This is a genomic window from Pseudomonas sp. S10E 269 (assembly GCF_002798465.1).
In the GTDB taxonomy this organism is placed as follows: domain Bacteria; phylum Pseudomonadota; class Gammaproteobacteria; order Pseudomonadales; family Pseudomonadaceae; genus Aquipseudomonas; species Aquipseudomonas pergaminensis.
In genome coordinates, this window is sequence record NZ_PHIJ01000001.1 from 5,011,479 (window position 1) to 5,035,290 (window position 23,812).

The 23,812-nt window shown below is 62.8% G+C and carries 22 protein-coding genes and 1 pseudogene; 12 read left to right on the forward strand and 11 right to left on the reverse strand.

Annotated elements, in window-relative coordinates; translation table 11 throughout:
• Position 1 precedes the first annotated feature (1 nt).
• The gene (locus tag CWC48_RS23325; RefSeq protein WP_100490426.1) at positions 2–946 is read left to right on the forward strand and encodes a class I SAM-dependent methyltransferase; all 945 of its coding nucleotides are present in this window, start codon (positions 2–4) and stop codon (positions 944–946) included.
• Positions 947–951: 5 nt separating this feature from the next.
• Entirely contained in the window at positions 952–2,070 is a 1,119-nt protein-coding gene (locus CWC48_RS23330; protein WP_100490427.1) for a carboxylate-amine ligase, read from the forward strand.
• A 24-nt stretch (positions 2,071–2,094) separates the two neighbouring features.
• Here CWC48_RS23330 and CWC48_RS23335 read toward each other — a convergent pair whose 3' ends face one another.
• On the reverse strand, positions 2,095–2,526 hold the full coding sequence (locus tag CWC48_RS23335) for a hypothetical protein (RefSeq protein ID WP_100490428.1): 432 nt from the start codon (positions 2,524–2,526) through the stop codon (positions 2,095–2,097).
• Between the two features lie 163 nt (positions 2,527–2,689).
• On the opposite strand from CWC48_RS23335, the gene CWC48_RS23340 reads away from it, so the two are divergent.
• Positions 2,690–3,703 (forward strand): ABC transporter substrate-binding protein, encoded by a 1,014-nt coding sequence (locus CWC48_RS23340; RefSeq protein WP_100490429.1) that lies wholly within the window; start codon positions 2,690–2,692, stop codon positions 3,701–3,703.
• Positions 3,704–3,759: 56 nt separating this feature from the next.
• On the opposite strand, the gene CWC48_RS23345 is transcribed toward CWC48_RS23340, so the two are convergent.
• Entirely contained in the window at positions 3,760–4,548 is a 789-nt protein-coding gene (locus tag CWC48_RS23345; protein WP_078048913.1) for a helix-turn-helix domain-containing protein, read from the reverse strand.
• 86 nt (positions 4,549–4,634) lie between these two features.
• Between CWC48_RS23345 and CWC48_RS23350 the strand changes: the two genes are divergently transcribed.
• The 4 genes from CWC48_RS23350 (at position 4,635) to aqpZ (ending at position 8,252) form a co-directional block, all read left to right on the forward strand.
• Positions 4,635–5,633 carry a bile acid:sodium symporter family protein gene (locus CWC48_RS23350; protein ID WP_100490430.1) on the forward strand — a complete coding sequence of 333 codons (999 nt, stop codon included), beginning with the start codon at positions 4,635–4,637 and terminating at the stop codon, positions 5,631–5,633.
• 86 nt (positions 5,634–5,719) lie between these two features.
• Complete coding sequence (locus CWC48_RS23355; RefSeq protein WP_099491791.1) at positions 5,720–6,079, forward strand: hypothetical protein; 360 nt, start codon at positions 5,720–5,722, stop codon at positions 6,077–6,079.
• Between the two features lie 140 nt (positions 6,080–6,219).
• Positions 6,220–7,404 (forward strand): sugar transporter, encoded by a 1,185-nt coding sequence (locus tag CWC48_RS23360; RefSeq protein ID WP_100490431.1) that lies wholly within the window; start codon positions 6,220–6,222, stop codon positions 7,402–7,404.
• 134 nt (positions 7,405–7,538) lie between these two features.
• A complete protein-coding gene (aqpZ, locus tag CWC48_RS23365) occupies positions 7,539–8,252 on the forward strand; it encodes an aquaporin Z (RefSeq protein WP_100490432.1) in 714 nt (237 codons plus the stop codon).
• A 67-nt stretch (positions 8,253–8,319) separates the two neighbouring features.
• Here the strand turns inward: aqpZ and CWC48_RS23370 are convergent.
• From CWC48_RS23370 to CWC48_RS23405, 8 genes and pseudogenes are all read right to left on the reverse strand, one after another.
• A pseudogene (locus CWC48_RS23370) lies at positions 8,320–8,502 on the reverse strand (AraC family transcriptional regulator); the annotation flags it as partial.
• Positions 8,499–9,422, reverse strand: a complete 924-nt coding sequence (gene tal, locus CWC48_RS23375; protein WP_099491790.1) for a transaldolase — start codon at positions 9,420–9,422, stop codon at positions 8,499–8,501. The pseudogene CWC48_RS23370 and the gene tal, both read right to left, overlap by 4 nt.
• Positions 9,423–9,444: 22 nt before the next feature.
• Complete coding sequence (locus CWC48_RS23380) at positions 9,445–10,398, reverse strand: sugar-binding transcriptional regulator (RefSeq protein WP_078048907.1); 954 nt, start codon at positions 10,396–10,398, stop codon at positions 9,445–9,447.
• A gap of 62 nt (positions 10,399–10,460) precedes the next feature.
• Positions 10,461–11,261, reverse strand: coding sequence for an SDR family oxidoreductase (locus tag CWC48_RS23385; RefSeq protein WP_078048906.1), 801 nt, complete (start codon positions 11,259–11,261; stop codon positions 10,461–10,463).
• 17 nt (positions 11,262–11,278) lie between these two features.
• Positions 11,279–12,043 carry an SDR family oxidoreductase gene (locus tag CWC48_RS23390; protein WP_078048905.1) on the reverse strand — a complete coding sequence of 255 codons (765 nt, stop codon included), beginning with the start codon at positions 12,041–12,043 and terminating at the stop codon, positions 11,279–11,281.
• Between the two features lie 159 nt (positions 12,044–12,202).
• On the reverse strand, positions 12,203–13,714 hold the full coding sequence (locus CWC48_RS23395; protein ID WP_100490433.1) for a sugar ABC transporter ATP-binding protein: 1,512 nt from the start codon (positions 13,712–13,714) through the stop codon (positions 12,203–12,205).
• Positions 13,715–13,729: 15 nt separating this feature from the next.
• Positions 13,730–14,662 (reverse strand): sugar ABC transporter substrate-binding protein, encoded by a 933-nt coding sequence (locus tag CWC48_RS23400; RefSeq protein ID WP_034106571.1) that lies wholly within the window; start codon positions 14,660–14,662, stop codon positions 13,730–13,732.
• A 51-nt stretch (positions 14,663–14,713) separates the two neighbouring features.
• Positions 14,714–15,721, reverse strand: coding sequence for an ABC transporter permease (locus CWC48_RS23405; protein ID WP_012724867.1), 1,008 nt, complete (start codon positions 15,719–15,721; stop codon positions 14,714–14,716).
• Between the two features lie 362 nt (positions 15,722–16,083).
• Between CWC48_RS23405 and CWC48_RS23410 the strand changes: the two genes are divergently transcribed.
• Genes CWC48_RS23410 through CWC48_RS23420 form a run of 3 tightly spaced genes read left to right on the forward strand, consistent with a single transcriptional unit; the run spans position 16,084 to position 19,323 of the window.
• A complete protein-coding gene (locus tag CWC48_RS23410; RefSeq protein WP_078048903.1) occupies positions 16,084–16,920 on the forward strand; it encodes a transketolase in 837 nt (278 codons plus the stop codon).
• A complete protein-coding gene (locus CWC48_RS23415; protein ID WP_099491788.1) occupies positions 16,910–17,842 on the forward strand; it encodes a transketolase family protein in 933 nt (310 codons plus the stop codon). Before CWC48_RS23410 ends, CWC48_RS23415 begins: the two co-directional genes overlap by 11 nt.
• A 5-nt stretch (positions 17,843–17,847) precedes the next feature.
• On the forward strand, positions 17,848–19,323 hold the full coding sequence (locus CWC48_RS23420; protein WP_100490434.1) for an FGGY family carbohydrate kinase: 1,476 nt from the start codon (positions 17,848–17,850) through the stop codon (positions 19,321–19,323).
• A gap of 854 nt (positions 19,324–20,177) precedes the next feature.
• Here the strand turns inward: CWC48_RS23420 and CWC48_RS23425 are convergent.
• Positions 20,178–21,122, reverse strand: coding sequence for an aliphatic sulfonate ABC transporter substrate-binding protein (locus CWC48_RS23425; RefSeq protein ID WP_100490435.1), 945 nt, complete (start codon positions 21,120–21,122; stop codon positions 20,178–20,180).
• A 245-nt stretch (positions 21,123–21,367) separates the two neighbouring features.
• On the opposite strand from CWC48_RS23425, the gene CWC48_RS23430 reads away from it, so the two are divergent.
• Positions 21,368–22,306, forward strand: a complete 939-nt coding sequence (locus CWC48_RS23430) for an aliphatic sulfonate ABC transporter substrate-binding protein (protein ID WP_078048899.1) — start codon at positions 21,368–21,370, stop codon at positions 22,304–22,306.
• Positions 22,303–23,628, forward strand: coding sequence for an LLM class flavin-dependent oxidoreductase (locus CWC48_RS23435; protein ID WP_100490436.1), 1,326 nt, complete (start codon positions 22,303–22,305; stop codon positions 23,626–23,628). Before CWC48_RS23430 ends, CWC48_RS23435 begins: the two co-directional genes overlap by 4 nt.
• Positions 23,629–23,812 lie beyond the last annotated feature (184 nt).

Below are 23,812 nucleotides of genomic sequence, written 5' to 3' on the forward strand. Positions count from 1 at the left end.
CATGTCTGCACAACAACTTGCCGACCGCGCCCTGTTGAACCTGGGCCGGGGGTTGAAGGAGAGCGGCTATCGTTTCATCACCCCAACGCCGTTGACCCATGAGCGTGTCTATCAACGCCTGGCCGCGCCGCTGGCGACGGACCTGCGCGACGTGTTCGGCTGGTCGATGCCGTTTGACCACACGCTGTTGCCCGAAGCCTTCCGTGAGGAATTGCAGCAAGCCGATGTCATCGAAAAGCACGATTCGTTATGGCGCAGTGCGGTGCGATGGTCGAGCCTGGACGATCTGCTGTTTGCGCATTCCGCGTACCCCACCACCCAGTCCGATGCAGTGTTTTTCGGGCCGGACAGCTACCGCTTTGCCCAGGTAATCGAAGCCCATCTGCAACAGCGCTTCGAACCGGTCAAGCGCGCCGTGGACATCGGCTGCGGCGCCGGCGTCGGTGCGTTGGTGATCGCCCGCGCGCGCCACGATGCACAGGTGCTCGCGGTGGATATCAACCCGCGCGCCCTGCGCATGACCGCAGTGAACGCCGAGCTGGCCGGGCTGGCCAATATCAGTGCCTACCACAGCGACGTGCTGGCGAGCGTGGAGGGTGAGTTCGACCTGATTGTCGCCAACCCGCCGTATATGAATGATGACCGCCAGCGTGCCTATCGCCATGGTGGCGGGGCATTGGGTGAGCAGTTGTCGGTGCGTATCGCCGGCGAGTCCCTGGGGCGCCTGGCCCTCGGCGGCAGCCTGGTGTTGTACACCGGTGTGGCGATTGTCGCTGGCGAGGACCCGTTCCTGGCGGCGGTCAAGCCATTGCTTGGCAGCGATGCCTTTGGCTGGACCTACCGCGAACTGGACCCCGACGTATTTGGCGAAGAGTTGGCCAAGCCCGGCTACGAACGTGTGGAACGGATTGCCGTGGTTGCGCTCACCGTCACCCGTTTGGGCTGACGGCCATGCTCACCTTTGGTATCGAAGAAGAATATTTCATTACCGATCTGCACACCCGCAGCCTGGTCAGCCAACCCTCGGCGGCGGTGCTGGCGGCCTGTCGGCAGGCGATCGGCCAAGGCTTTGCGTATGAGATGTTCCAGGGCCAGATCGAGGTGGCTTCCCCCGTGTTCAAGGCCAGCAACGAAGCCACTGATTACCTGGCCACCGTGCGCCACAACCTGGGCCGATCCCTGGCTGATTTCGGCCTGGGGGTGGTGTGTGCCGGCAGCCATCCCCTGGCGGCGTGGCGTGAGCAACGACCAACGGAGCGTGCGCATTTCCAGCAGTTGTTCGACGACATCCAATACGTGGCGCGCCGCAGTGTGCTCTGCGGGTTGCATGTGCATGTCGAGGTGCCTGCCAGTGTCGACCGCATCGCGGTGATGAACCAAGTCTCACCGTGGCTGCCGTTATTGCTGCTGCTCAGTTGCTCGTCGCCCTTCTGGGACGGCGCGCCCACAGGTTTCATGAGCTATCGCCAAGCCGCCTGTGATGAGTGGCCGCGCATGGGCGTGCCAGAACACTTCACGGATTGGGCGGCGTACTTGCGCTACCTGGCCTTGTTGCAGCGCGTCGGTGCGATCAAGGCCGATGGCAATGGGTGGTGGGGTATTCGCCCGGCGGCGCGCTATCCGACCCTGGAACTGCGCATGACCGACGCCTGCCCCCGACTGGCGGACGCCTTGGCCCTGGCGACGTTGTTTCGGGTGATGGTCACCCACGCCTGCGCCTTGGAGAAGCCCGGTGCCGAGTTCACCGCCGAGGCGCGCTGGCTGCTCAAGGAGAACCGCTGGCAGGCCAAGCGCTACGGCGCGGCGGGCACCTTTGCGCTGGATGACCAGGGCACAATGGGCACTGCTGAACAGTGGTTGCGACAGGCGGAACACACCTTCGCGACCACCGCCGAGGCCATGGGCGAGGCAGCGTTATTCGGCGATTTGCGCCGGTTGCTGGCGTGCGGCAACAGTGCCGTCGATCAACTGCACTGCCACGCCACCGCTCAGGCGTCGGGCGCCGATGAGCAAGCCTGTCTGCGGCAAGTCGTCGACCGCCTGCTGGCCCAGAGTTGCGGTGGCGACTGATGCCAGCGCCTACATGGGGTGTGATCAGGCGGCGGTTTGGGGTTGCAGGTGCAGCTCGCCGTCCACGTCCTTCACCAGGCCGCTGGCCAGAAACAGAGGCGCCAGGCGCTTGTGCAACTGCGGCTCGACAAACTCTTTCACGGTATCCAGCGTCAACAAGCCACTGCTTGGCAGCTCGGCCTTGGTGTACGACAGCCAGGCTTTCTTCAACGCTTGCAACACATCGCTGCCTGCCGTGGAGGCGAAGCGGCGTTGGCTGGGTTTACCGTCGAAGGTGAAGGTGTGCTGAAACTCATAGCCGGTCTCATCACCTTGGCTGGCCGTGCAGCGAATGCAGGTGCACGGGCCGTCGCCGAACGCGCTGCGCAAATAAGCGTTGAGGTCCACCACGGGCTTGAGTGACAGGCGCTTATCGACCTCGAACAGGTCCCCGGTCATTTTTTCGTCAGTGTTCAACGGCCATTTCCTCGCAGTGTTCGGTAGCTTTTCAAAGCGCGGCACAATAACAGCCGGGCGCCCGTTTGTGGGTTATTTGCATAACAATAGAACCCGATATTCTTTTCCTGTCTTAAAAATCGTCGCTACCCTCGCTCACCTTCTCAAAAGCGCGGCAGACCCCATGACCTCCAAGCGTTCCTCCCTGACTCTCCTGGCCGCTTCCCTGGCTGCCGCAAGTGCCTTGCTCAGCCCCGGTGCCCAGGCCGAGGGCAAGATCAGCATCGCCCAGCAATTCGGCATCGGCTACCTGATCCTAGACGTGGTGCGCGACCAGAACCTGATCGAAAAGCACGGCAAGGAACAGGGCCTGGATATCAAGGTGGAGTGGAACAGCATTTCCGGCGCCACCGCCATGAATGAATCGCTGCTGGCCGGCGCCCTCGACGTGGTCTCCGCCGGTGTGCCGCCGATGCTGACCCTGTGGGACCGCACCAAGGGCAAGCAGAACGTCAAGGCCATTGCCTCCCTCGGTTCGATGCCCAACTACCTGTTGACCAACAACCCCAACGTCAAGACCCTCAAGGACTTCACCGAGAAAGACCGCATCGCCGTGCCCGCCGCCGGTGTGGGTTTCCAGTCGCGCACCCTGCAGATCGAGACCGCCAAGCAGTTCGGTGATGCCAACTACAAGAAATTTGACGATATCTCCATCAGCCTGGCCCACCCCGATGCCACCGCGGCATTGATTGCCGGGGGCTCGGAAATCAACGCGCATTTCTCCAGCCCGCCATTCCAGTACCAGGAATTGCTCAATCAGAACGTGCACAAGGTGCTCAGTTCCTACGACATCCTCGGAGGCCAGGCCACGTTCAACGTGCTGTACACCACCCAGAAATTCCACGACGAGAACCCCAAGACCTACCAAGCGTTTTACGACGCCCTGGCCGAAGCCGAGAAGATCATCAAGGCCGACAAACCCGCCGCCGCCAAGGCGTATATCCGCGTAGAACAGTCGAAGCTGCCGTTGGACCTAGTGGAGAAAATCGTCCAGGACCCGGAGATCGACTTCACCATCGTGCCGCAGCGTACCTACATCTACGCCGAGAAATTGCAGGCACTGGGCGTGCTGAAAAACAAGGCCGCGAGCTGGAAAGACTACTTCTTCGAAGAAGCCCACGGCGGCAACGGCAGCTGACCCCGCCCCGCACTTGTAGGCGCCGGCAAGCCGGCTCCTACGTAATGGGGCAGGTTTCAGCGGAAGAATTCGCCAGGCGTGGCGTCGAACTGTTGGCGAAACGCGTTGATAAACGCCGAGGTCGATTCATACCCACAGCCCAGCGCCACATCGGTCACCCGTTCGCCTTGCTCCAGGGCGGGCAGGGCGGTCAGCAGGCGCAAGCGCTGGCGCCAAGCCCGGAACGTCAGCCCGGTGTCACTCAAGAACAACCGACTGAGGGTCTTCTCACTCACCCCCAGCTTCTGGCTCCATTGCCCCAAGGTGGTTTGCTGCTCCGGGTGCAGGTTCAGGCTGCGGTAGATCTGCCGCAAGCGCGGGTCCAGCGGCAATGGCAGCATGAGGTCCACCTGTGGCGCGGCGGCCAACTGGTCCAGCACCACTTGGGCCAAGCGCCCATCCGGCCCGTCCTCGGCATATTCCACCGGCAGTTCGCTGAAGCTGCGGATCAGCTCGCGCAGCAAACTGCTCACTTCCAACACATGACAGCGCTCGGCCGCCCAGGTGGTAACGCTGCAATCCAGGTACAGGCTGCGCATTTCCGTGTGGGGCGAACTGAACACCCGGTGCGGCATACCCGCCGGGATCCACACCGCGCGCTGGGGCGGCGCCACGAAGCGGCCGACGCTGGTCTGGATCTCCAACACCCCGGAGATCGCGTAGGACAATTGCACCCACGGGTGGCTGTGCCGACGGGTCAATGCGCGGTTGGGCAAGGATTCGGTGCGCCCATACACCGGCCGTGGCAGGCTGGAAAGCCCGGGCACGCTACGGCGCACGGTGTTGGCATGTCCTTTAGGCGGCATTTACTGGCTCATTGGCGTTAGTCGGTAACAAGCCGTTACGTTAGAGTCGCGACGACGCTCTTGGCAACCCCCGGAAGATCCTGCTTATGACTCGCCCCCGTTTTCTGCCCGACAACTTCACCCTGACGCTGATCGCCACGGTGATCCTCGCTTCCCTGCTGCCCGCCAGCGGCCAGACTGCCGTGGACTTCGGTTGGGTCACCAACCTGGCGATTGCGCTGCTGTTCTTCCTGCACGGCGCCAAGCTGTCACGTCAGGCGATTGTTGCCGGTGCCGGCCACTGGCGCCTGCATCTGTTGGTGTTCAGCCTGACCTTTGTGCTGTTCCCGCTGCTGGGCCTGGCCCTCAAGCCGGTGCTGTCGCCGTTGATCGGCAAAGACCTGTACATGGGCATGCTCTACCTCTGCGCCTTGCCCGCCACGGTGCAATCGGCGATTGCCTTCACCTCCCTGGCGCGGGGCAATATCCCCGCAGCGATTTGCAGCGCGGCGGCGTCCAGCCTGTTTGGTATTTTCCTCACGCCGCTGCTGGTGACCCTGCTGCTCAACGTGCACGGCGAGGGCGGCTCGACCGTCGACGCAATCCTGAAAATCAGCGTGCAGTTGCTGCTGCCCTTCATCGCCGGGCAGATCGCCCGTCGCTGGATCGGCGAGTGGGTGGGGCGCAATAAATCCTGGCTGAAATTCGTCGACCAGGGCTCGATCCTGCTGGTGGTCTACGGCGCGTTCAGCGAAGCGGTCAACGAAGGCATCTGGCACCAGATCCCATTGTGGGAACTCGGCGGCCTGGTGGTGGCCTGCTGCGTGTTGCTCGCCCTGGTGCTGGTGGCGTCCAGCGTGCTGGGCAAGGCCTTTGGCTTTAACCAGGAAGACCGCATCACCATCCTGTTCTGCGGCTCGAAAAAGAGCCTGGCCACCGGGGTGCCGATGGCCCAGGTGCTGTTCGCCGGGGCGACCATGGGCGTGCTGATCCTGCCATTGATGCTGTTTCACCAGATCCAGTTGATGGTCTGCGCGGCGTTGGCCCAGCGTTACGCCAAGCGGCCGGAAAGCATTCCCGAGATGATGGGGCAGGTGGACCCGTAATTTTTCTTACGAACGGCGACGAATAACCTCAAGTTAACGTCTGACCAGACGACTTACTTCTTAACAGCCCAAGAAGGAGTGTCGTCATGAACGTTAAACGTTTGTCACTGGTTACCGGCTTTCTTGCGTTATGGACGGGGGCTTGCCTGGCAGCCTCCTCAGGCGTCATCCAGTTTCACGGCAGCATCGTCGAGCCGGGTTGCAACGCGGGCGCGTCGGGCGGTTCGACGCTGGAGTTGAAGGGTTGCCCGCAGGCGCTGCGCGGCAGCCAGCTTGACGTGCAGCCTGTGCGCAGCGTCCAGGCACTGGGCACGTCGACGGCCCACGTCAAGTGGGTGGCCGACAGCAGCAACGGGCGCTATTACGACCAGCGGTATGTGCTGGTGGATGCCCTCGACAAACCGATTCAATCGGGGGCCTACGTGGTGACTGTCACCGCGCCGTGACAACACTGAGGTTGTTTTGAGCGGGATGAGCGTCAACAGCCGGGCCAGAAACCTATAGAATGCTCGGCGGCGGCGCTCGTCCTGAGTGGCCGCTTGATCACCGTTCCCGCTTGATCAACGTCAGAGTACCGCGCCGTTCAATGAGTATTTCAGCCGCAACCCCCCAAGCCAATTGGCAACCGGTCATCGCCCTCGCGTTGGCCGCCTTTGTGTTCAATACCACCGAATTCGTGCCCGTCGGGCTGCTCAGCGCCATTGGCGCCAGCTTCGACATGCCTGTTGCCAACGTCGGGCTGATGCTCACCATCTACGCCTGGATCGTGTCGCTGACTTCGTTGCCGGTGATGCTGCTGACCCGCAACGTCGAACGGCGCAAGCTGCTGATTGTGCTGTTCTGCATGTTTATCGTCAGTCACATCCTCTCCAGTGTCGCCACCAGCTTCGGGCTGTTGATGGTCAGCCGTATCGGCATTGCCTTATCCCATGCGCTGTTCTGGTCGATCACCGCGTCCCTCGCCGTGCGCCTGGCGCCGGCAGGCAAACAAGTGCAAGCCCTCGGCCTGCTGGCCACCGGCACCTCCCTGGCGATGGTGCTCGGCATTCCCCTGGGCCGCCTGCTGGGCGAAGCCATGGGCTGGCGCACCACGTTCCTGGTCATCGGCGCCTTCGCTGCCGCGCTGGTGTTCTGGCTGGCGCGCACCTTGCCGCTGTTGCCGAGCCAGAACTCCGGCTCGCTGCGCAGCCTGCCGCTGCTGTTCAAGCGCCCGGCGCTGGTAGCGTTGTACGTGCTCACGGCCATGACCGTGACCGCACAATTCACCGCCTACAGCTACATCGAACCGTTCGTCGAAGGCGTGGCCGGCATGAGCGGCAGCGCGGTGACCCTGATCCTGCTGGTGTTCGGCGGTGCGGGCATCATCGGCTCGTTGCTGTTCAGCCTGGTGCACCGGTTCAACCCGCACCTGTTCGTGGTCGGCGCAGTGTTCCTGCTGGCGGCGTGCCTGGCGTTGCTGCTGCCATTGAGCGGCGCCGAATCCTACCTGGTGGTGCTGAGCATTTTCTGGGGCATGGCGATCATGGGCTTCGGCCTGGCCATGCAGTCCAAGGTGCTGGTGCTGGCACCGGATGCCACGGACGTGGCCATGGCGATGTTCTCCGGCATCTACAACATCGGCATCGGCGGCGGCGCCCTTATGGGCAGTTGGGTTGGCAGCCGCTTCGGCTTCGCCTGGATAGGCGCGGCGGGTGGTTTGCTGGCGGCGCTGGCAGTGATTGGGTACTGCCTGGCGATTCGCAAATATGGCCAGGGCGTAGCGCGCGACTGAGCAGCGTTGGATCTGCTTTGTGTTCCAGGCATCAACTGTTCAACGGCCAGACAAGTCTTACAGGCCATTCAGATACCCATTGCTACTGTCGCCCAGGACCGCCCACGCCCTGTGGTGACGGCACTTGAACAGCAATGGAGTCGATTGTGCAAAAGCGTTTGACCGCCGAGTTTATCGGTACGTTCTGGCTGACCTTCGGCGGCTGTGGCAGCGCCATTCTGGCGGCGGCATTTCCCGGCCTGGGCATTGGTTTCGTGGGTGTCGCGCTGGCGTTTGGTCTCACGGTGTTGACCATGGCCTATGCAGTGGGGGGCATGTCCGGCGGCCACTTCAACCCGGCGGTGACCATTGGCTTATGGGCGGGGCGCCGCGTGCCTGGCACTGATGTGCTGCCGTATATCGTCGCGCAGGTTGCCGGCGCGATTGCCGCCGCGGCTGCGTTGTACTTGATCGCCAATGGGCAGCCCGATTTCGCCGTGGGTGGCTTTGCCGCCAATGGCTATGGCCCGCTCAGCCCCGGTCTCTTCGACATCAAGGCCGCATTGCTGGCCGAACTGATCGCCACGTTTTTCTTTGTCTTCATCATCATGCGCGTGACCGCGCCGGGCGCTGTCCCGGGGTTTGCGCCGATCGCGATTGGCCTGGCGCTGACCCTTATTCACCTGGTGCTGATACCGGTGACCAATACGTCGGTGAACCCTGCCCGCAGTACCGGGCCGGCGCTGTTTGCCGGCGCTGAGTACATTGCGCAGCTGTGGGTGTTCTGGCTGGCGCCAATCGTGGGCGGGGTGATGGGGGCGATAGCCGCACGCTCTATGGATGAGTGCAGCAAAAAAACGCCCGCCTAAACAGCTTTGGCGGGCGCTCGGGAGTGACCGGGGCAGCAAGGAGTGGGCTGGCCGACGCAGGGAGGGCGGGTGTCAGGCCACCGGCCAGGCTGGCGGTGTGCACCACGTAACCCGGCAGGCCGCGTTCTGCCATGGCCTTGGTGGCGGCCCAGAACACGGTCTTGGCGCCGGTCAGGTCGAGCAGGCCCATCTGGGGGTAGGCCAGGAACACCAGGGTGCGTGGCTGGCTGAGCGGCAGGGCAGGGCTCATAGTGCTGCGAGGACCGCCTCGAGTTTTTCCTGGTCGCGGGCAAACTGGCGAATGCCTTCAGCCAGTTTCTCGGTGGCCATCGCGTCCTCGTTGGAGCCCCAGCGAAACTGCGCTTCGTTGAGGGTCTGGCGCGACTCGCCGACCGCCCCCGGGTGTAATTGACGTTCCAGCACGCCCTGGTCTTCATCGAGCTTTTGCAGCAACTCGGGGCTGATGGTCAGGCGATCGCAGCCTGCCAGTTGTTCGATCTGGCTGAGGGTACGGAAGCTGGCGCCCATGACCACGGTTTTGATGGCATTGGCCTTGTAGTAGTTGTAGATCCGCGTCACGGACTGCACGCCCGGGTCATCGCCACCGGTGTAGTCCAGGCCGGTGTGCTTGCGGTACCAGTCATAGATGCGGCCCACGAACGGCGAAATCAGGAACACCCCGGCGTCGGCGCAGGCGGCGGCCTGGACGAACGAGAACAACAGGGTCAGGTTGGTCTGGATCCCGGCCTTTTCCAAGCGCTCGGCGGTGCGGATGCCTTCCCAGGTGGAGGCCAGTTTGATCAGCACGCGGTCGCGACCCACGCCGGCCTGGTCGTACAGCGCGATCAACTGGTTGGCCTTGGCCCACAGCGCCTCTTCGTCGAAGGACAGGCGCGCATCGACCTCGGTGGAGATGCGCCCCGGAATCACGTTAAGAATGCCACAACCCACCGACACCGCAAAGCGATCACAGGCCAGGTCGACATCGCCCTTGGACAGGCTCACCGCACCGCGCAGCAACTCGGCATACTCCGGGATGGCCGCGGCCTTGAGCAGCAGCGAAGGGTTGGTGGTGGCATCCACCGGGCGCAGGCGGCTGATGGCTTCCAGGTCGCCGGTGTCGCAGACCACGGTGGTGAATTGCTTGAGTTGTTCGAGCTTGGACGTCATGAGCGGCGGTCTCCAAAAAAGGTTATTGGTTGAGGGCCTGTGCGGTGTCCAGGTCGGTGATCAGGATGTCCAGGTAGCCGCCCTTGAGCGCGCCACGAATGGCCTGGACCTTGTTCAACCCACCGGCCAGGCCGAGCACACGGTGGATGGCGCGCAGCTTGGGCAGCGCCACCGACACGACGAATTCTTCGTCTTCCTCCAGCACCGGCTTGCCTTGGGCATCGAAGTAGCGCAGGCAGATATCGCCCACCGCGCCGCGTTCGGCAAGCAGGCGCAGCATGTCTTCGGTGTAGTAGTTGCCGCTGTTGCGCAGCAGTTGCGAGGGCTCCAGGTCGCCGATGCCGACAATCGCCAGGGTGATGCTGTCAAAGCGCTGCAGCACTTCCTTGACCTCTTCCATCTGCACGATGCGCTGCTTGCTCTCCACCGATTGCTCGATGCTTTGCGAGGGCAGCAAAAACGCCGGGCAGTTGAGCAGGGTCGCCAGGCGCTGGGTGAGCAAGGTGGCTTCAAATGCTCCCTTGTGGCCGACGCCCCCCAACAGTTGTACCACTTCCTGGGCAGCCTGTTTGCCGGGTTGCGCGTGCAAGTGACCAACCATGGCGCGAATGGTGCTGCTCCACGACGAAATACCGATATGGTCCTGGGGCGACAGGCTGGTTTCCAGGTAGTGGGCGGCAGCCGAACCGATGGCCTGCTTGATGCTCTCGTCATTGCCGGGCTCGGTGGCTTCCACCACGATGACCCGGCGCACGCCGTAGCGGCGTTGCAATTGGGTTTCCAGCTCCAGGTGCAGGCCTTGCAGGCGCATCACGGTGATCTTCACCACGCCGTCCTGCAGCGCCCGGCGCAGGGCGCGGCTGATAAAGGATTGGGACAGGTCCAGTTGCGCGGAAATCTCGGACTGCTTGAGCCCTTCTTCGTAATAGAGGCTCGCGATCTTGGTGATCAGGCGCTGTTCTTCGATCTGGCTCATGAAGGCCTCAGGGCTCTTTATAGTAAAAGGCATGACTCAATGGCCGTGAGGATACCAAACCCTTACGACATGATCAGGCCGCCGTCGATATTGATCGCCTGGCCGGTCAGGTAGGCCGCATCGTCCGACGCGAGAAACGCCACCAGGCCCGCGACATCCGAGGGTTTGCCGGCGCGGCGCAGGGGGATGTTCTTGACCCATTCGGCCATCAACTCACCCTTGCCGTAGCGTTTCTCGTCGGTGCTGAGGATCTCGCCCCACACCCGGTCGTTGTAGTCCCACATCTCGCTTTCGATAATGCCGGGGCAGAACGCGTTCACCGTGATGTTATGCCGCGCCAGTTCCAGCGCCAGGCTTTGGGTGATGCCGATCACGCCCATTTTGCTCGCGGCGTAGTGGGGCGTGTAGATGAACCCCTGGCGGCCCTGGCCGGAAGAGGTGTTGATCAGCCGGCCGCTGCCTTGCTTGACCATGTACTTGGCCGCTTCCCGGCAGCCGAGCCAAACGCCGGTGGTGTTGACCTGCAGCACCTTGTCGAAATCGGCGCGAGGCATTTTGTCGTAGTGGTCGATGGTGATGATGCCGGCGTTCTGCACCGACACGTCAATGCTGCCGAACCGTGCGTGGCCTTCGCGGTAGAGCTTTTCGATATCGTCTTCACGGGTGACGTCGATGGCCAGGGCCAGGGTGTCGACGTGGTATTCCTGGGCCAGTTGGTTGGCGGTGAAGGTCACGCGTTCCAGGTCATTGGAAGCCAGTACCAGGTGGGCGCCTTCCTGGGCGAAGCGCTCAGCAATGCCGGCGCCGATACCCCGGCAGGCGCCGGTAATCACGACAGTTTTACCGCTGAATCGTTGCGACATGACAAGGGCTCCCAGGGTTACCAGCAGACAAAGCCGCCATCGACCAGCAGGTCGACACCGGTGCAGAAGGACGAGGCCTGGCTGACCAGGAAAATCGCCGGGCCGACCATTTCTTCCACGCTGGCCATGCGGCCCATGGGCGTGGTCTGTTCAAAGATCTTCACCTGGTCGGCGACTTCCGGGCGCGAGTTCATCGGCGTGGCGGTGTAGCCCGGGCTGATGCAATTGACCCGCAAGCCCTTGTCGGCCCATTCCATCGCCAGGCTTTTACTCAGGTGAATCACGCCGGCCTTGGAGGTGTTGTAGTGCGCTTGGAGCAAGCCTCGGTTGACGATGCTGCCGGACATCGAGGCGATATTGACGATGGCACCCTTGCCGCGGGGCAACATCACGGCAGCCTGGGCCTGGCAGCTGAGGAAGATGCCGGTGAGGTTGATGTCCAGGGTGGTTTGCCAGCGTTGCAGTTCGAGGTCTTCGGCGGCCTGGGCGTTGGCGATGCCGGCGCAGTTGACGGCGACGCTCAATGCGCCGAGTTCGGCTTCGGTGCGCGCTACCGCTGCATCCAGCGCGGCGCGTTCGGTGACCGTGCCGCTCAGGGCCAAGGCCTTGCGGCCGAGGGCCTGGATACGTTCGACGGTGCTGGCGATGCCGGGGCTGCCCGGTAGATCGAAACAGGCCACATCCGCGCCGGCCTCGGCCAGCCCGACGGCAATCGCCTGGCCAATGCCGCTGCCTGCGCCCGTGACAAAGGCGACTTGGCCCTGAAGACTAAAAAGTTGCATGAACGACTCCCAATAGTGAACACACCACAGATCAAAACTGTGGGAGCGGGCTTGCTCGCGAAAGCAGTGGGTCAGCTAATGATGTTTTGACTGATACACCGCTTTCGCGAGCAAGCCCGCTCCCACATGGGTTCTTCGTTGTTTATGAGGGCAGGGCACTTACGCAGTGGCCATTTCCATCACCGACACCGGGGTAGCCTCGCCCCGCGCCAGGATCCCCATCTGCCGGCCCCGGCTCATCACCATCACCCGATGGGACAACCCCAGCACCTCATCGAGGTCCGAGCTCACCACAATCACGGCCATGCCCTTGGCCGCCAGGTCCGCGATCACTTCATAGATCGCCGCCCGTGCGCCCACGTCGATGCCGCGTGTCGGCTCGTCAAGGATGAACACCTTGGGATTGCGCGCCAGCCACTTGGCAATGATCACCTTCTGCTGGTTACCACCAGACAAACTCGAAATTCGCGACTGCGGCGCACCCTTCACCCCCAACCGCGCCACCGCCGTGCGGGCGAATTCGCGCAGCGGGGCAGGGAACACCCAGCCACGTTTATCCAACAGGTCGGTGTTGCCGTAGATCAGGTTGTCTTCGATGCGGTGCTCCACCACCACGCCTTGCTGCTTGCGGTCCTCGGGCACCAGCACCACACCGGCCTGGATCGCCTCGTGGGGTGAGCGCAGGTGGCGCACCTCACCGTCCAGCACCATGTGGCCTTGGATATCACGCGCCGCGCCGGCAATGGTGCGCACCAGTTCGGTCCGCCCGGCGCCGACCACACCGGCAATGCCGAACACTTCGCCGGCGCGCACGTCGAAGTCGATGCCGTGCAAGGCGAACTCACGGCAAGTAAGGTCCTTGACCTGCAACATCACGCGCTCCTGTGGCGCTTGCAGGGCTGGGAAAATCCGCTCCAGGCTGCGCCCGACCATCTGCTCCACCAACTCACGCACCGGCACCTGGGCGGTGGCGTGCAAAGCGATCTGGCGACCGTCGCGCAGCACCAGCACGCGGTCGGCGATGCGCGCGATTTCTTCCAGGCGATGGCTGATATAGATAAACGACACGCCCTCGGCCTTGAGCCGTTCCACCTGTTTGAACAACAACTCGGTTTCTTCCCCGCCCAATGCGGCGGTGGGTTCATCGAGAATCAACAGGCTGGCCTTGAGGGTCAGCGCCTTGGCGATTTCAACCAATTGCTGGGCCGCCACGCTCAGGCCTTCGACCTTGCGCGACGCCGGCACCTTGAGCCCCAGGCGCTCCAGCTGGATCTGCGCCTGGGCCTCCATGTATTCGCGGTCCACCCGCCCATGACGCATGGGCAGGCGGCCGACGAAGATATTCTCGGCGATCGACAATTGCGGCAGCAGGCGGATTTCCTGGTGGATCAGGCCGATCCCGGCGCTCAGTGCCGCACCGGGCGAGGTCGGTGCGTAAGGCGCGCCGAGCCAGGTCATGCTGCCCCCGGCTTCAGGCTGTACCAGCCCGGCGATGATCGACGACAAGGTTGACTTGCCCGCACCGTTCTCGCCGAGCAGGGCCAGCACTTCGCCGGGGCGAATGTCCACGTTGACCTGCGACAGTACCTGCACCGGCCCGTAGGCCTTGCTGATATTGCGCAGGCACAGCACCGCGTCGGCGTGGGCGGTGTCCAGGGCTGCTGCTTGCATGACGACCTCCAAGGCTTACGGGTGCTGTTGCAGGAACGGCGCGACGTTTTCTTTGGTGGTCAGCACGGTGGGCAACAATTGCTCCTTGGGCACGGCCTTGCCGGCTTTCAGGTCGATGGCCGACGCCACGGCCAGGCGGCCCATCTTCTGGGTCTGCTGGGTCATGGTCGCGTTCAGCACGCCACTTTCCACGGCCTTGAGCCCGGCGACGTCCCCGTCAAAACCGACCACCACAACCTTGTGATCAAGGTTGCCGACTTTCACCGCCTGGGCGGCACCCAAGGCCATGGCATCGGCACGGCCGAAGAACACGGTGATATTCGGATCACGCTGGAGCAGGTCCTGGGCCACGGCGAAGCCTTTGTCCTGGGCCCATTCGGCGGGTTGCTGGGCGACGACTTTAAGGTCCGGGAAGGCTTTCAAGCCCTCTTCAAAACCCTTGGCACGATCATTTTCGGGGGTGGTGCCAAGCTGGCCTTGCAGGATCGCGATGCGGCCCTTGCCGTCGGTGAGCTTGCCGACGTACTCGGCCAGGGTCTTGGCCCCGGCCACGCTGTCACTGGCGATAAAGGTATCGCCTGGCGCGTCGGGGGCGTTGCGGTCGACGGCGATCACCGGGATACCGGCGGCTTTCGCAGCCTTGACCGGCACACCGGCGGCGGTGGCACCGGCCGGGATGTAGATCAGCACATCGATCTGGCGGGTGATCAGGTCTTCAATCTGGCTGACCTGGGTGGAGGAGTTGCCCTGGGCATCCACGGTAATCACCTTGATGCCCTTGGCCTTGCCCTCGGCTTCCACCGATTGCTTGATCTGGTTGAAGAAGTCGGCCTGCAGGTTGGCCACGGCCAGGCCGATGGTCAGGTCCTTGGCCCAGGTGGTGCCGGCAGCGGTGAGGGTGGCGGCCGCGAGGGCGGTGGCCAACAGCAGTTTCTTGGGGCTGAACATGTCGGTGACTCCTGGTTTTATTGTTGGAGGGTGTCAACTGTCGAACAGGTTTTAACGGGCAGTGCTGGAGCGGCGTCGCAGGGTGTCGATGGTCACGGCGAGGGCGATGACCACGCCGATCACCACTTGTTGAATGAAGGGCGACACACCGAGCAGGTTCAGACCATTGCGCAATACACCAATGATCAGTACACCGACCAGGGTGCCGCCGATGCTGCCGACGCCGCCGCTGAGGCTGGCGCCGCCAATCACCACGGCGGCGATGGCGTCCAGTTCCAGGCTCAGGCCGGCGCTGGGTTGGGAAGAGTCCAGGCGTGCTGCCAGGGTCACGGCGGCGATACCGGCCAGCGCACCGCTGATGGCGTACACCCACAGGGTGATCGCACGCACCTTGATGCCGGACAGGCGCGCCACCTCCGGGCTGCCGCCCATGGCATACAGGTTACGGCCGCCGGCGCGAAAGCGCAGGAACACCCAGGCCACCACCAGCATCACCAGGAACAGCCCGACGGTTGCCGAGAGAAAACCGAAGTGACGCACCGTGGCCAGGCTGGTGAACCAGTCCGGGTAGCCGACGATCTGCCGGCCTTCGGTGAGGATGTTCGCCAGGCCGCGGGCCACCGACATCATGGTCAGCGTGGCAATGAACGGCGGCAGCTTGGCATAGGTGATCAACCCGCCGGACACCAGCCCGGCAAGCATCCCGCTGGCAATCGAGATCGGGATCGCAAACCCCAGCGGCACCGCTTGGTCCTGGTAAAGCCAGCCGAGCATCATCATCGAGAACGCCAGCACCGACCCCACCGACAGGTCGATGCCGCCGATCACGATCACTGCGGTCATGCCAATCGCGAGGATGCCCAGCACCGTGACCTGATCAAGAATGTTCAGGCCATTGCGCAGCGAGAAGAAGAATTCGGAACTGAAGGAGAAAACCAGCACCAGCAGCACCAGGCCGATCAGCGGGCCGCCGATATTGCTGGGAAGCAGTTTCACCAACCGCGGGCGGTGGGGCGGCTTGAGTTCGGCCGGGTGCTGGACAATAGCTTTGGCGTCCACAGTGTTCTCCTGATTTATTTTTTTTGGAGTGCTTTCAAGCGCCTTGAATATTTATGCGTGCTTGACTGTTAATTCAGATTCCAGTGACACCGTGGCAAAGTCAAGCGCTTAATTTTTCCATTATGCCTCTAGGTCGCTGCTTTCACCTGGCGCAAAGCCACGGGATAGATAAGCGCGGGTGGGATTTTGGCCGTTTGTCCGAGGGGTATTTCGCGGTTTTATTTCATTTTTCCACCGGTCACTCACTTGACCTGCTGAACGATCGGCGTCTAAATAGAAATATATTGTCACTGCTGAATAAATATTCAAATACAGCTTTGCACACGTTCACCCCGCGTGGTCAGCCTCAAAGGAGCCGCTGCATGAATGCCTTCCAGTACGACGCCCACCAGATCAAAGAACAGGCCCGCCTGATCCGGCGCCACGTGATCCGCCTGAATGCCGATTCACCGGCTGGCGGCCACACCGGTGCCGACCTCTCGGAAACCGATATTCTCGCCACCCTGTATTTCCGCATTCTCAATACCGGGCCGGAACGCACCGAAGACCCTGAGCGCGATATCTATATCCAGAGCAAGGGCCACGGTGTCGGCGGGTTGTATTGCTGCCTGGCGCAGGCGGGCTACATTCCCGTGGACTGGCTGCCCACTTACCAACATTTCAACTCTCACCTGCCGGGCCACCCGGTGCGGCAGAAAACCCCCGGCATTGAACTTAATACCGGCGCCCTCGGCCACGGCTTGCCGGTGGCGGTGGGGCTGGCGTTGGCGGCGAAGATGTCCGGCAGCAAGAAACGCATCTACGTGCTGACTGGCGACGGTGAACTGGCCGAAGGCTCCAATTGGGAAGCGGCGATGGCTGCGGCCAAATACGGCCTGGATAACCTGTTCGTGATCGTCGACAAGAACAAGCTGCAACTGGCGGGCTTGACGGCCGACATCATGCCCCTCGACCCGCTGGACCAGAAATGGGCGGCCTTCGGCTTTGGTGTCAGCGAGTGCGACGGCAACGACGCGGGCCAGTTGATCGAGGCTCTGGAAAGCATGCAAACCAAGACCGGTGCGCCCCAGGTGCTGATCGCGCACACCATCAAAGGCAAGGGCGTGTCGTTTATCGAAGCCCGTCCCGAATGGCACCACCGCGTGCCCAAGGGTGATGAAATCAACGCGGCACTGGAGGAGTTGAGTCATGGCGAGTGAACATCTGGCGAGCGTCATGGTGGACGCCTTTATTGCCGCCGTCGATGCCGGACTGGACGTGGTGCCGGTGGTCAGTGACTCCACCTCCACGGCCAAGATCGGCCCGTTTGTGCAGCGCTTTCCCGAGCGGCTGATCAACGTCGGCATTGCCGAGCAATCGTTGGTCAGCGTCGCGGCGGGCCTGGCCCTGGGCGGCAAGATCGCCGCGACCTGCAACGCCGCGCCCTTCCTGATTTCGCGCGCCAATGAGCAGATCAAAGTCGACGTTTGCTACAACCAGGCCAACGTCAAGATGTTCGGCCTGAATGCCGGCGCCAGTTACGGCCCGTTGGCCAGCACGCACCATAGCCTCGACGATATTTCGGTGATGCGCGGCTTTGGCAACGTGCAGATCTTTGCCCCGGCCGACGCCATTGAATGCCGGCAGATCGTCGACTACGCGCTGCGCTACCAGGGCCCGGTGTACATCCGTCTCGATGGCAAGGCGTTGCCGGACGTGCACGCTGCCAACTATCAATTCGTACCGGGGCAGGTGGATATCCTGCGCCAGGGCGCGGACGTGAGCATCGTCGCCCTGGGCTCGGTGGTGCATGAAGCGGTGGACGCAGCACGGCGGCTGGCCGAGCAGGGGATTCAGGCGCAGGTGATCAACCTGTCGTCGATCCGGCCGTTGCAGCGTGACGTGTTGCTCAGCGCCCTGAGTGGCACGCGGGCGGTCATCACCGTCGAGGAACACAATATCAACGGTGGCGTCGGCAGCCTGGTTGCCGAAATACTGGCCGAAGCCGGGTTGGGCATTGCCCTGGTGCGCCTGGGCATCGGTGATGGCGAATATGCCGCCGCCGGCGCCCGCGAACCGACCCGCGCCTTGCATAACATCGACGCGGCTGGGATTGTGGCGGCTGCCACTCGGTTGCGGTGAATGCGATGACAAACAACACTCCGCTGATCCTGGCGATAGACGAAGGCACCAGCAACGCCAAGGCGGTGCTGGTCAACGAACGCGGGCAGGTGATTGCCCGGGGCTCGCGGCCGCTGAGTATCACCCATCCGCAGCCGGGGTTTTCCGAGCAAGACCCGTTGCTGATCTGGCACAGCACCCTGGCCGCCATTGAAGAATGCCTGGGCCAGGTGGACCGGCCGATCACCGCGCTGGCCATCAGCAACCAGCGCGAATCGGTGGTGGCCTGGGACCGGCATACCGGCGAAGCGCTGTCGCCGTGCATCAGTTGGCAATGCCGGCGCTCGACCGCGTTGTGTGCCCAGTTGCATGAGCAGGGACACGAGGCGCTGATCCTGGAAAAAACCGGGTTGGCCTTGGATCCGATGTTCTCGGCAGGCAAGTTCCGCTGGATTCTCGACCACCTTGAGGATGGCCACGCGCGCGCCGCTGCCGGTGATATCTGCCTGGGCACGATGGACAGCTGGCTGCTGTGGAAACTCTGCGGCGGGCAGGTGTTTGCCACCGACTATTCCAACGCGGCGCGTACTCAATTGTTCAACCTGCACACCTGTGCCTGGGACCCGGCGCTGCTGGCACTGTTCAGGATTCCATTGGCCGCATTGGCGCCCATCCAGCCGAGCGCGGGTTTTTTTGCGCAAACCGTCGCGGCGGGTGGTTTGCCCGCCGGCATCCCGGTGATGTCGATGATCGGCGACTCCCACGCTGCGCTGTACGGCCAGGGCGGGTTTGCGCCGGGGCTGGTGAAAGCGACGCTGGGCACCGGCTCGTCCTTGATGACCCCCATGGGCGGCCCGATTGCTTCGACTCACGGCTTGTCTACCACCCTGGCCTGGCATGACGGCGGTCAACCCACCTTTGGCATGGAAGGCAATATCGTCCACACCGGCGCCGCCGTGCAGTGGGCCTCGCGCCTGGTGGCGGGGGAATCCCTGGATGCGCTCACCGAGCAGGCTGCGCAACTGCCGGACAATGGCGGTGTGTATTTTGTGCCGGCACTGTCCGGGCTGGGTGCTCCGCACTGGCAGGCTGAAGCGCGCGGTTTGATCTGCGGGCTGACCGAAGCCACCTCTGGCGCGCATATCCTGCGGGCATCGCTGGAGTCGATTGGTTATCAGATTCGGGATGTCTTTGAGGCTATGCAGCAGGACATCGGTAGCCCGTTGAAGGAGTTGTGGGTGGACGGCGGTGCGACGCGTAACCGTTGGTTGATGCAGTTTTTGGCCGATCTGTTGCAACGTCCGGTGGTGCGCAGTCTGTCGCCGGAAGTGTCGGCGCTGGGCGCGGCGCACTTGGCGGGGAGGGCGATGGGTGTGTGGGGGAATGATGACGCGCTGGGCGCGCTGGAGCGGCAGCGGGAGCGGTTTGAGCCGCAGGATGATCCTGCTATGGCGGGGCGTTATGCTGCGTGGAAAAAGGCGCTGGAGCGCACACTGTTGTGACCGGCGGCCTGACAGCCGACCGCTCTCCAACTGTAACCCCGCGATCCAAATGTGGGAGCTGGCTTGCCTGCGAAGGCGGCCTGACAGCCGACCACTCTCTAACTGCCACCCCACGATCCAAATGTGGGAGCTGGCTTGCCTGCGAAAGCGGCCTGACAGCCGACCACTCTCTAACTGCCACCCCACGATCCAAATGTGGGAGCTGGCTTGCCTGCGAAAGCGGTCTGACAGCCAACCACTCTCCAACTGTTGCCCCGCGATCCAAATGTGGGAGCTGGCTTGCCTGCGAAGGCGGCCTGACAGCCGACAACTCTCCAACTGTTGCCCCGCGATCCAAATGTGGGAGCTGGCTTGCCTGCGAAAGCGGCCTAACAGCCGACCACTCTCCAACTGTAACCCCGCGATCCAAAAATGTGGGAGCTGGCTTGCCTGCGAAGGCGGCCTGACAGCCGACCACAATATTGGATCAGACCGAGTACATATCCGTTACTTGGGTAACGGCTGCTGTGGGTTCCGCCCTTACGGCGGCTCACTTTTGAAAAGCGCAAAAGTAAGCAAAACGCTCTTGCCCCAACACTCGGCACCTCGCCTAGGCTCGGTGTGCCCGTAATCCGCCAGGGATTTGGGGGGCCGCCGCCACGCGCCATCCATGGCGCGGGGCGGCTAAACCGGCATCCCTGCCGGTTTACCCCCCAAATCCCTGTCGAATTCCGGCCAGCGTGTTTGACGGGGCGCCTAAGATCAAAAGCGAGATCAAGATCAAGATCAAGATCAAGATCAAGGGCGACTCGCTTCGCATCGTGGATGCCGGGGGGCACCTTTTTTGTCTGCGAATGACGCCTCCTGTAGGAGCCTCAAGGCTTCCAGGTCTGTACATCCTTGGCATCCACGGCCTTGGGCAATAACCCCGCCTTGAAGAACGCATCGGCGATTTTCTGTTGTTCGCCCAACTGATCAATCGTCACAGGCTGCACTTGATAGCTGCGGTGCGCATTGGCTGCCTCAACCGTCGCGACATCCAGGTTGCCCCACAGCGGGCCAAGTATTGTGGCCGCCTCTTGTGGGTGGGTTTTCACCCATTGGCCGGTTTTTTCCAGTTGCGTGTACACCACGTTCAACACTTGCGGATGGGCCTTGGCGTACGGCGTACCGGTCAGGTAGTAGCGCTTGTAGCTGGCCAGCCCTGCGCCGTCCGCCAGGGTGCGTGTTGGCAGTTGGCGCTGCACGCTGGTGAGGAAGGGTTCCCAGGTGACCCAGGCGTCGACCTTGTTGTTTTCGAAGGCTGCGCGGCCGTCGGCGGGTGACAGGTAGGCCGGCTCTATATCCGAAAATGCCAGGCCTGCCTTGGCCAGTGCGGCGATTAGCAGGTAGTGCGTGCCGGCTGCCTTGGTCACGGCGATTTTCTTGCCCTTGAGGTCCGCCAATTGCTGGATCGGAGAGTCCTTGCGCACCACGATCGCTTGGGCCGAAGGCGAGGGCGCTTCTTGGGCGAAGTAGGTGAGCTTGGCCTGGGCCGCCTGGGCGAAGATCGGCACGGTGTCGGCCACGTCGGCGCTGATGTCGACGTTGCCCACGTTCAGCGCTTCGAGCAGCGGCAGGCCGCTGGGGAACTCGTGCCAGCTCACGTCGATGTTGTCGGCCTTGAGGGCTTTTTCCAGGGTGCCCTGGGTTTTCAGCAGGGTGATCAGGGTCGAGGACTTCTGGTAACCGATGCGCACGGTTTCCTGGGCCTCGGCGCTCACGGCGACGGAAAAGGCCAGCAACCCTAATACAGCAGCGAGGGGACGACGTATGGACATGGCGCGCTCGATCTCTGACGAAATAGGACCGAGCTTAAGGTTCTAAAAACTATTCGTTAAATACTCTTTCGATCTGAGCTTAGGACGCTTTTCCCGCCCGCCTATGAATTGGGCATAACCATAGAATTATAAGATTCTTTCATCATTGCTCATCATTAATATAATCGAATCAACTTTACTGCCAGGCCTTACGCGGTTTTTTGGCATATGCAGCTCCCTTCATTTCTTCCACGCCAAGGCCTCCCATGACGTTCAAAAAACTAATCGCCGCCGCCAGCCTGCTGTTCGCCGCGGCGGCGGCGCATGCCGAGCAAACCCTGGACATCAGCTACCAGCGCTCATCCACGCTGTGGATCCTGCTCAAGCAAAATGGCCAATTGGAGCAGCGCCTCAAGCCCCTGGGGTTCACGGTGAACTGGCACGAGTTCAGCACTGGCCTGCTCAGCTCGCTGAACGCCGGCAGCGTCGACCTGCACGCGGATGTGGCCGACGCCTTCGCGCTATTCACCCAGGCTGCCGATGCACCGCTGACCTACTACGCCCAGGAAAACTCATCGCCGGGCGCCCAGGCGATCATCGTCCAGGACCAATCGCCGATCCATAGCATCGCCGACCTCAAGGGTAAGACTGTCGCGGTGTCCAAGGGCTCGGGCAGCAACTACCTGCTGATCTCCGCGCTGAAAAAAGCCGGGCTGACCCTGGCCGATATCACCCCGCGTTACCTGGAAGCTCCGGACGGCGGGGCTGCCTTCGCCAATGGCAGCGTCGACGCCTGGGTGATCTGGGACCCGTTCCTCGCCACTCAACAATTGGATCACCACGTACGTGTGATCGCCGATGGCAAGGACGGCCTGGCCGACTACAACCGTTTCTACTTGGCGACGACAACGTTCGCCAAGGCCCACCCGGACGTGTTGCAGGTGACCTTCGACACCTTGCGCGAGACCGGCCAATGGGTGAAGGCCCATCCCAAGGAAGCCGCCGACATCCTCGGCCCGCTGTGGGGCAACATCGCCCCGGCCACAGTGGAGCGCGCCAATAGCCGCCGCAGCTACGACATCATCCCGGTCAGGCTGGAAAACCTCGCTGAGCAACAACGCATCGCCGACACCTACTACGCCGCCAAGCTGATTCCCAAGCCATTGAAGGTCAGTGCCATCACCGTGTGGACACCCAAGCCATGAGCCGCCAAATCCATTTATCCGCGTTCCTGTTGAGTGGGCCGGTGGTGCACAGCCATGCGGTATGGCGCCACCCGGAAACCGTTGGCAATTACCTCGACCCTGAGTACTACGCACGGGTGGCCAAGGTGGTGGAGGAGGGGTTGTTCGACTTCCTGTTCTTCGCCGACCGCCTGGCCGTGGGCGACCAGATGGGCGGCTCCCGCGAGTTCGCCTTGCGCTACGGCGCCCAGGACGCCACGCGCCTGGACCCGTTGCCGATCCTCTCTTACCTGGTGGGCAAGACCAGTAAGTTGGGCCTGGGCGCGACGCGCTCCACCACCTATTACGAACCGGCGCACATCGCGCGTGAGTTTGCCACCCTCGACCACCTGTCCAAGGGCCGCGCGGCGTGGAATATTGTCACCTCGATGAACGACAGCGAAGGGCGCCTGTTCGGCAAGGACAAGCACCTGGAGCATGACCTGCGCTATGACCGCGCCGATGAGTTTGTCGAAGTCGCGCTGAAGCTGTGGAACAGCTGGGGCAAGGACGCACTGAAGCTGGACCGCGAGAGCGGCGTGCTGGCGGACCCGGAACTGATCCGTTCGGTGCAGCACCAGGGCGAGTGGTTCAGGGTGGAAGGCCCGCTGAATATCCCCCGCACACCCCAAGGCCGACCGGTGCTGATCCAGGCCGGCTCTTCCGGACGTGGCCGGCGCTTTGGTGCGCGTTGGGCCGAGGCGATTTTCACCATTCATCCGCACTTGGCGGCGATGCGCGCGTTCCGCGATGACGTGCGTGCCCAGGTGGTGCAGCAAGGCCGTGACGCCGACAGCTGCAAGGTGCTCACGGCGGTGATGCCGTTCATTGGCGGCAGCGAAGCCGAGGCCCGCGCCAAGCGCGATCGGCACAACGCGCTGGCCCGTCCGGAGCTGGGGCTGGTGACACTGGCCTCGCAGTTGAATGTGGACCTGTCGCCATTCCCGCTTTCAGCGACCTTGGCCGAGATCGCGCAGTCACCACTGATCCACCCGGCGGCGGCGGAAAAGCTCTTGATGCAAGGCCCGGAAACCACCCTGGAACAACTCGGGCGCATCTTCGCCAGCAGCGTGCGCGTGCCGCAATTGGTGGGTACCGGCGCGCAGGTTGCCGACCAGTTGGCCGAGCTGTTCGAGCAGGGCGGCTGCGACGGATTTGTGATTTCTCCGGGGTATCTGCCGGGCTCGTTCACCGAGTTTGTCGAGAGCGTGATTCCGCATTTGCAGCGCAAGGGCTTGTTCCGCACTGCCTACGAAGGGTCGACGCTGCGCGAGCACCTGGGCCTGGCTGGGCTGCAGGCTTGAGTGGCTGTTCATCTGATGTGATGAGCGGGCAGTTGTGGTGAGCGGGCTTGCCCCGCGCTGGGGCGCGAAGCGGCCCCATCACGGCCGCTGTGTTCTCGCAGGTAAAACGAGGTGGCCGGATTAGGGCTGCTTCGCAGCCCAGCGCGGGGCAAGCCCGCTCATCACAGAAGGGCTGCTCACCGGC

Coding starts and splice junctions, on each gene's coding strand:
- CWC48_RS23325 (WP_100490426.1), top strand. CDS start 2: ATGTCTGCACAACAACTTGCCGACCGCGCCCTGTTGAACCTGGGCCGG.
- CWC48_RS23330 (WP_100490427.1), top strand. CDS start 952: ATGCTCACCTTTGGTATCGAAGAAGAATATTTCATTACCGATCTGCAC.
- CWC48_RS23340 (WP_100490429.1), top strand. CDS start 2,690: ATGACCTCCAAGCGTTCCTCCCTGACTCTCCTGGCCGCTTCCCTGGCT.
- CWC48_RS23345 (WP_078048913.1), bottom strand. CDS start 4,548: ATGCCGCCTAAAGGACATGCCAACACCGTGCGCCGTAGCGTGCCCGGG.
- CWC48_RS23350 (WP_100490430.1), top strand. CDS start 4,635: ATGACTCGCCCCCGTTTTCTGCCCGACAACTTCACCCTGACGCTGATC.
- CWC48_RS23355 (WP_099491791.1), top strand. CDS start 5,720: ATGAACGTTAAACGTTTGTCACTGGTTACCGGCTTTCTTGCGTTATGG.
- CWC48_RS23360 (WP_100490431.1), top strand. CDS start 6,220: ATGAGTATTTCAGCCGCAACCCCCCAAGCCAATTGGCAACCGGTCATC.
- aqpZ (WP_100490432.1), top strand. CDS start 7,539: ATGGAGTCGATTGTGCAAAAGCGTTTGACCGCCGAGTTTATCGGTACG.
- tal (WP_099491790.1), bottom strand. CDS start 9,422: ATGACGTCCAAGCTCGAACAACTCAAGCAATTCACCACCGTGGTCTGC.
- CWC48_RS23380 (WP_078048907.1), bottom strand. CDS start 10,398: ATGAGCCAGATCGAAGAACAGCGCCTGATCACCAAGATCGCGAGCCTC.
- CWC48_RS23385 (WP_078048906.1), bottom strand. CDS start 11,261: ATGTCGCAACGATTCAGCGGTAAAACTGTCGTGATTACCGGCGCCTGC.
- CWC48_RS23390 (WP_078048905.1), bottom strand. CDS start 12,043: ATGCAACTTTTTAGTCTTCAGGGCCAAGTCGCCTTTGTCACGGGCGCA.
- CWC48_RS23395 (WP_100490433.1), bottom strand. CDS start 13,714: ATGCAAGCAGCAGCCCTGGACACCGCCCACGCCGACGCGGTGCTGTGC.
- CWC48_RS23400 (WP_034106571.1), bottom strand. CDS start 14,662: ATGTTCAGCCCCAAGAAACTGCTGTTGGCCACCGCCCTCGCGGCCGCC.
- CWC48_RS23410 (WP_078048903.1), top strand. CDS start 16,084: ATGAATGCCTTCCAGTACGACGCCCACCAGATCAAAGAACAGGCCCGC.
- CWC48_RS23415 (WP_099491788.1), top strand. CDS start 16,910: ATGGCGAGTGAACATCTGGCGAGCGTCATGGTGGACGCCTTTATTGCC.
- CWC48_RS23420 (WP_100490434.1), top strand. CDS start 17,848: ATGACAAACAACACTCCGCTGATCCTGGCGATAGACGAAGGCACCAGC.
- CWC48_RS23425 (WP_100490435.1), bottom strand. CDS start 21,122: ATGTCCATACGTCGTCCCCTCGCTGCTGTATTAGGGTTGCTGGCCTTT.
- CWC48_RS23430 (WP_078048899.1), top strand. CDS start 21,368: ATGACGTTCAAAAAACTAATCGCCGCCGCCAGCCTGCTGTTCGCCGCG.
- CWC48_RS23435 (WP_100490436.1), top strand. CDS start 22,303: ATGAGCCGCCAAATCCATTTATCCGCGTTCCTGTTGAGTGGGCCGGTG.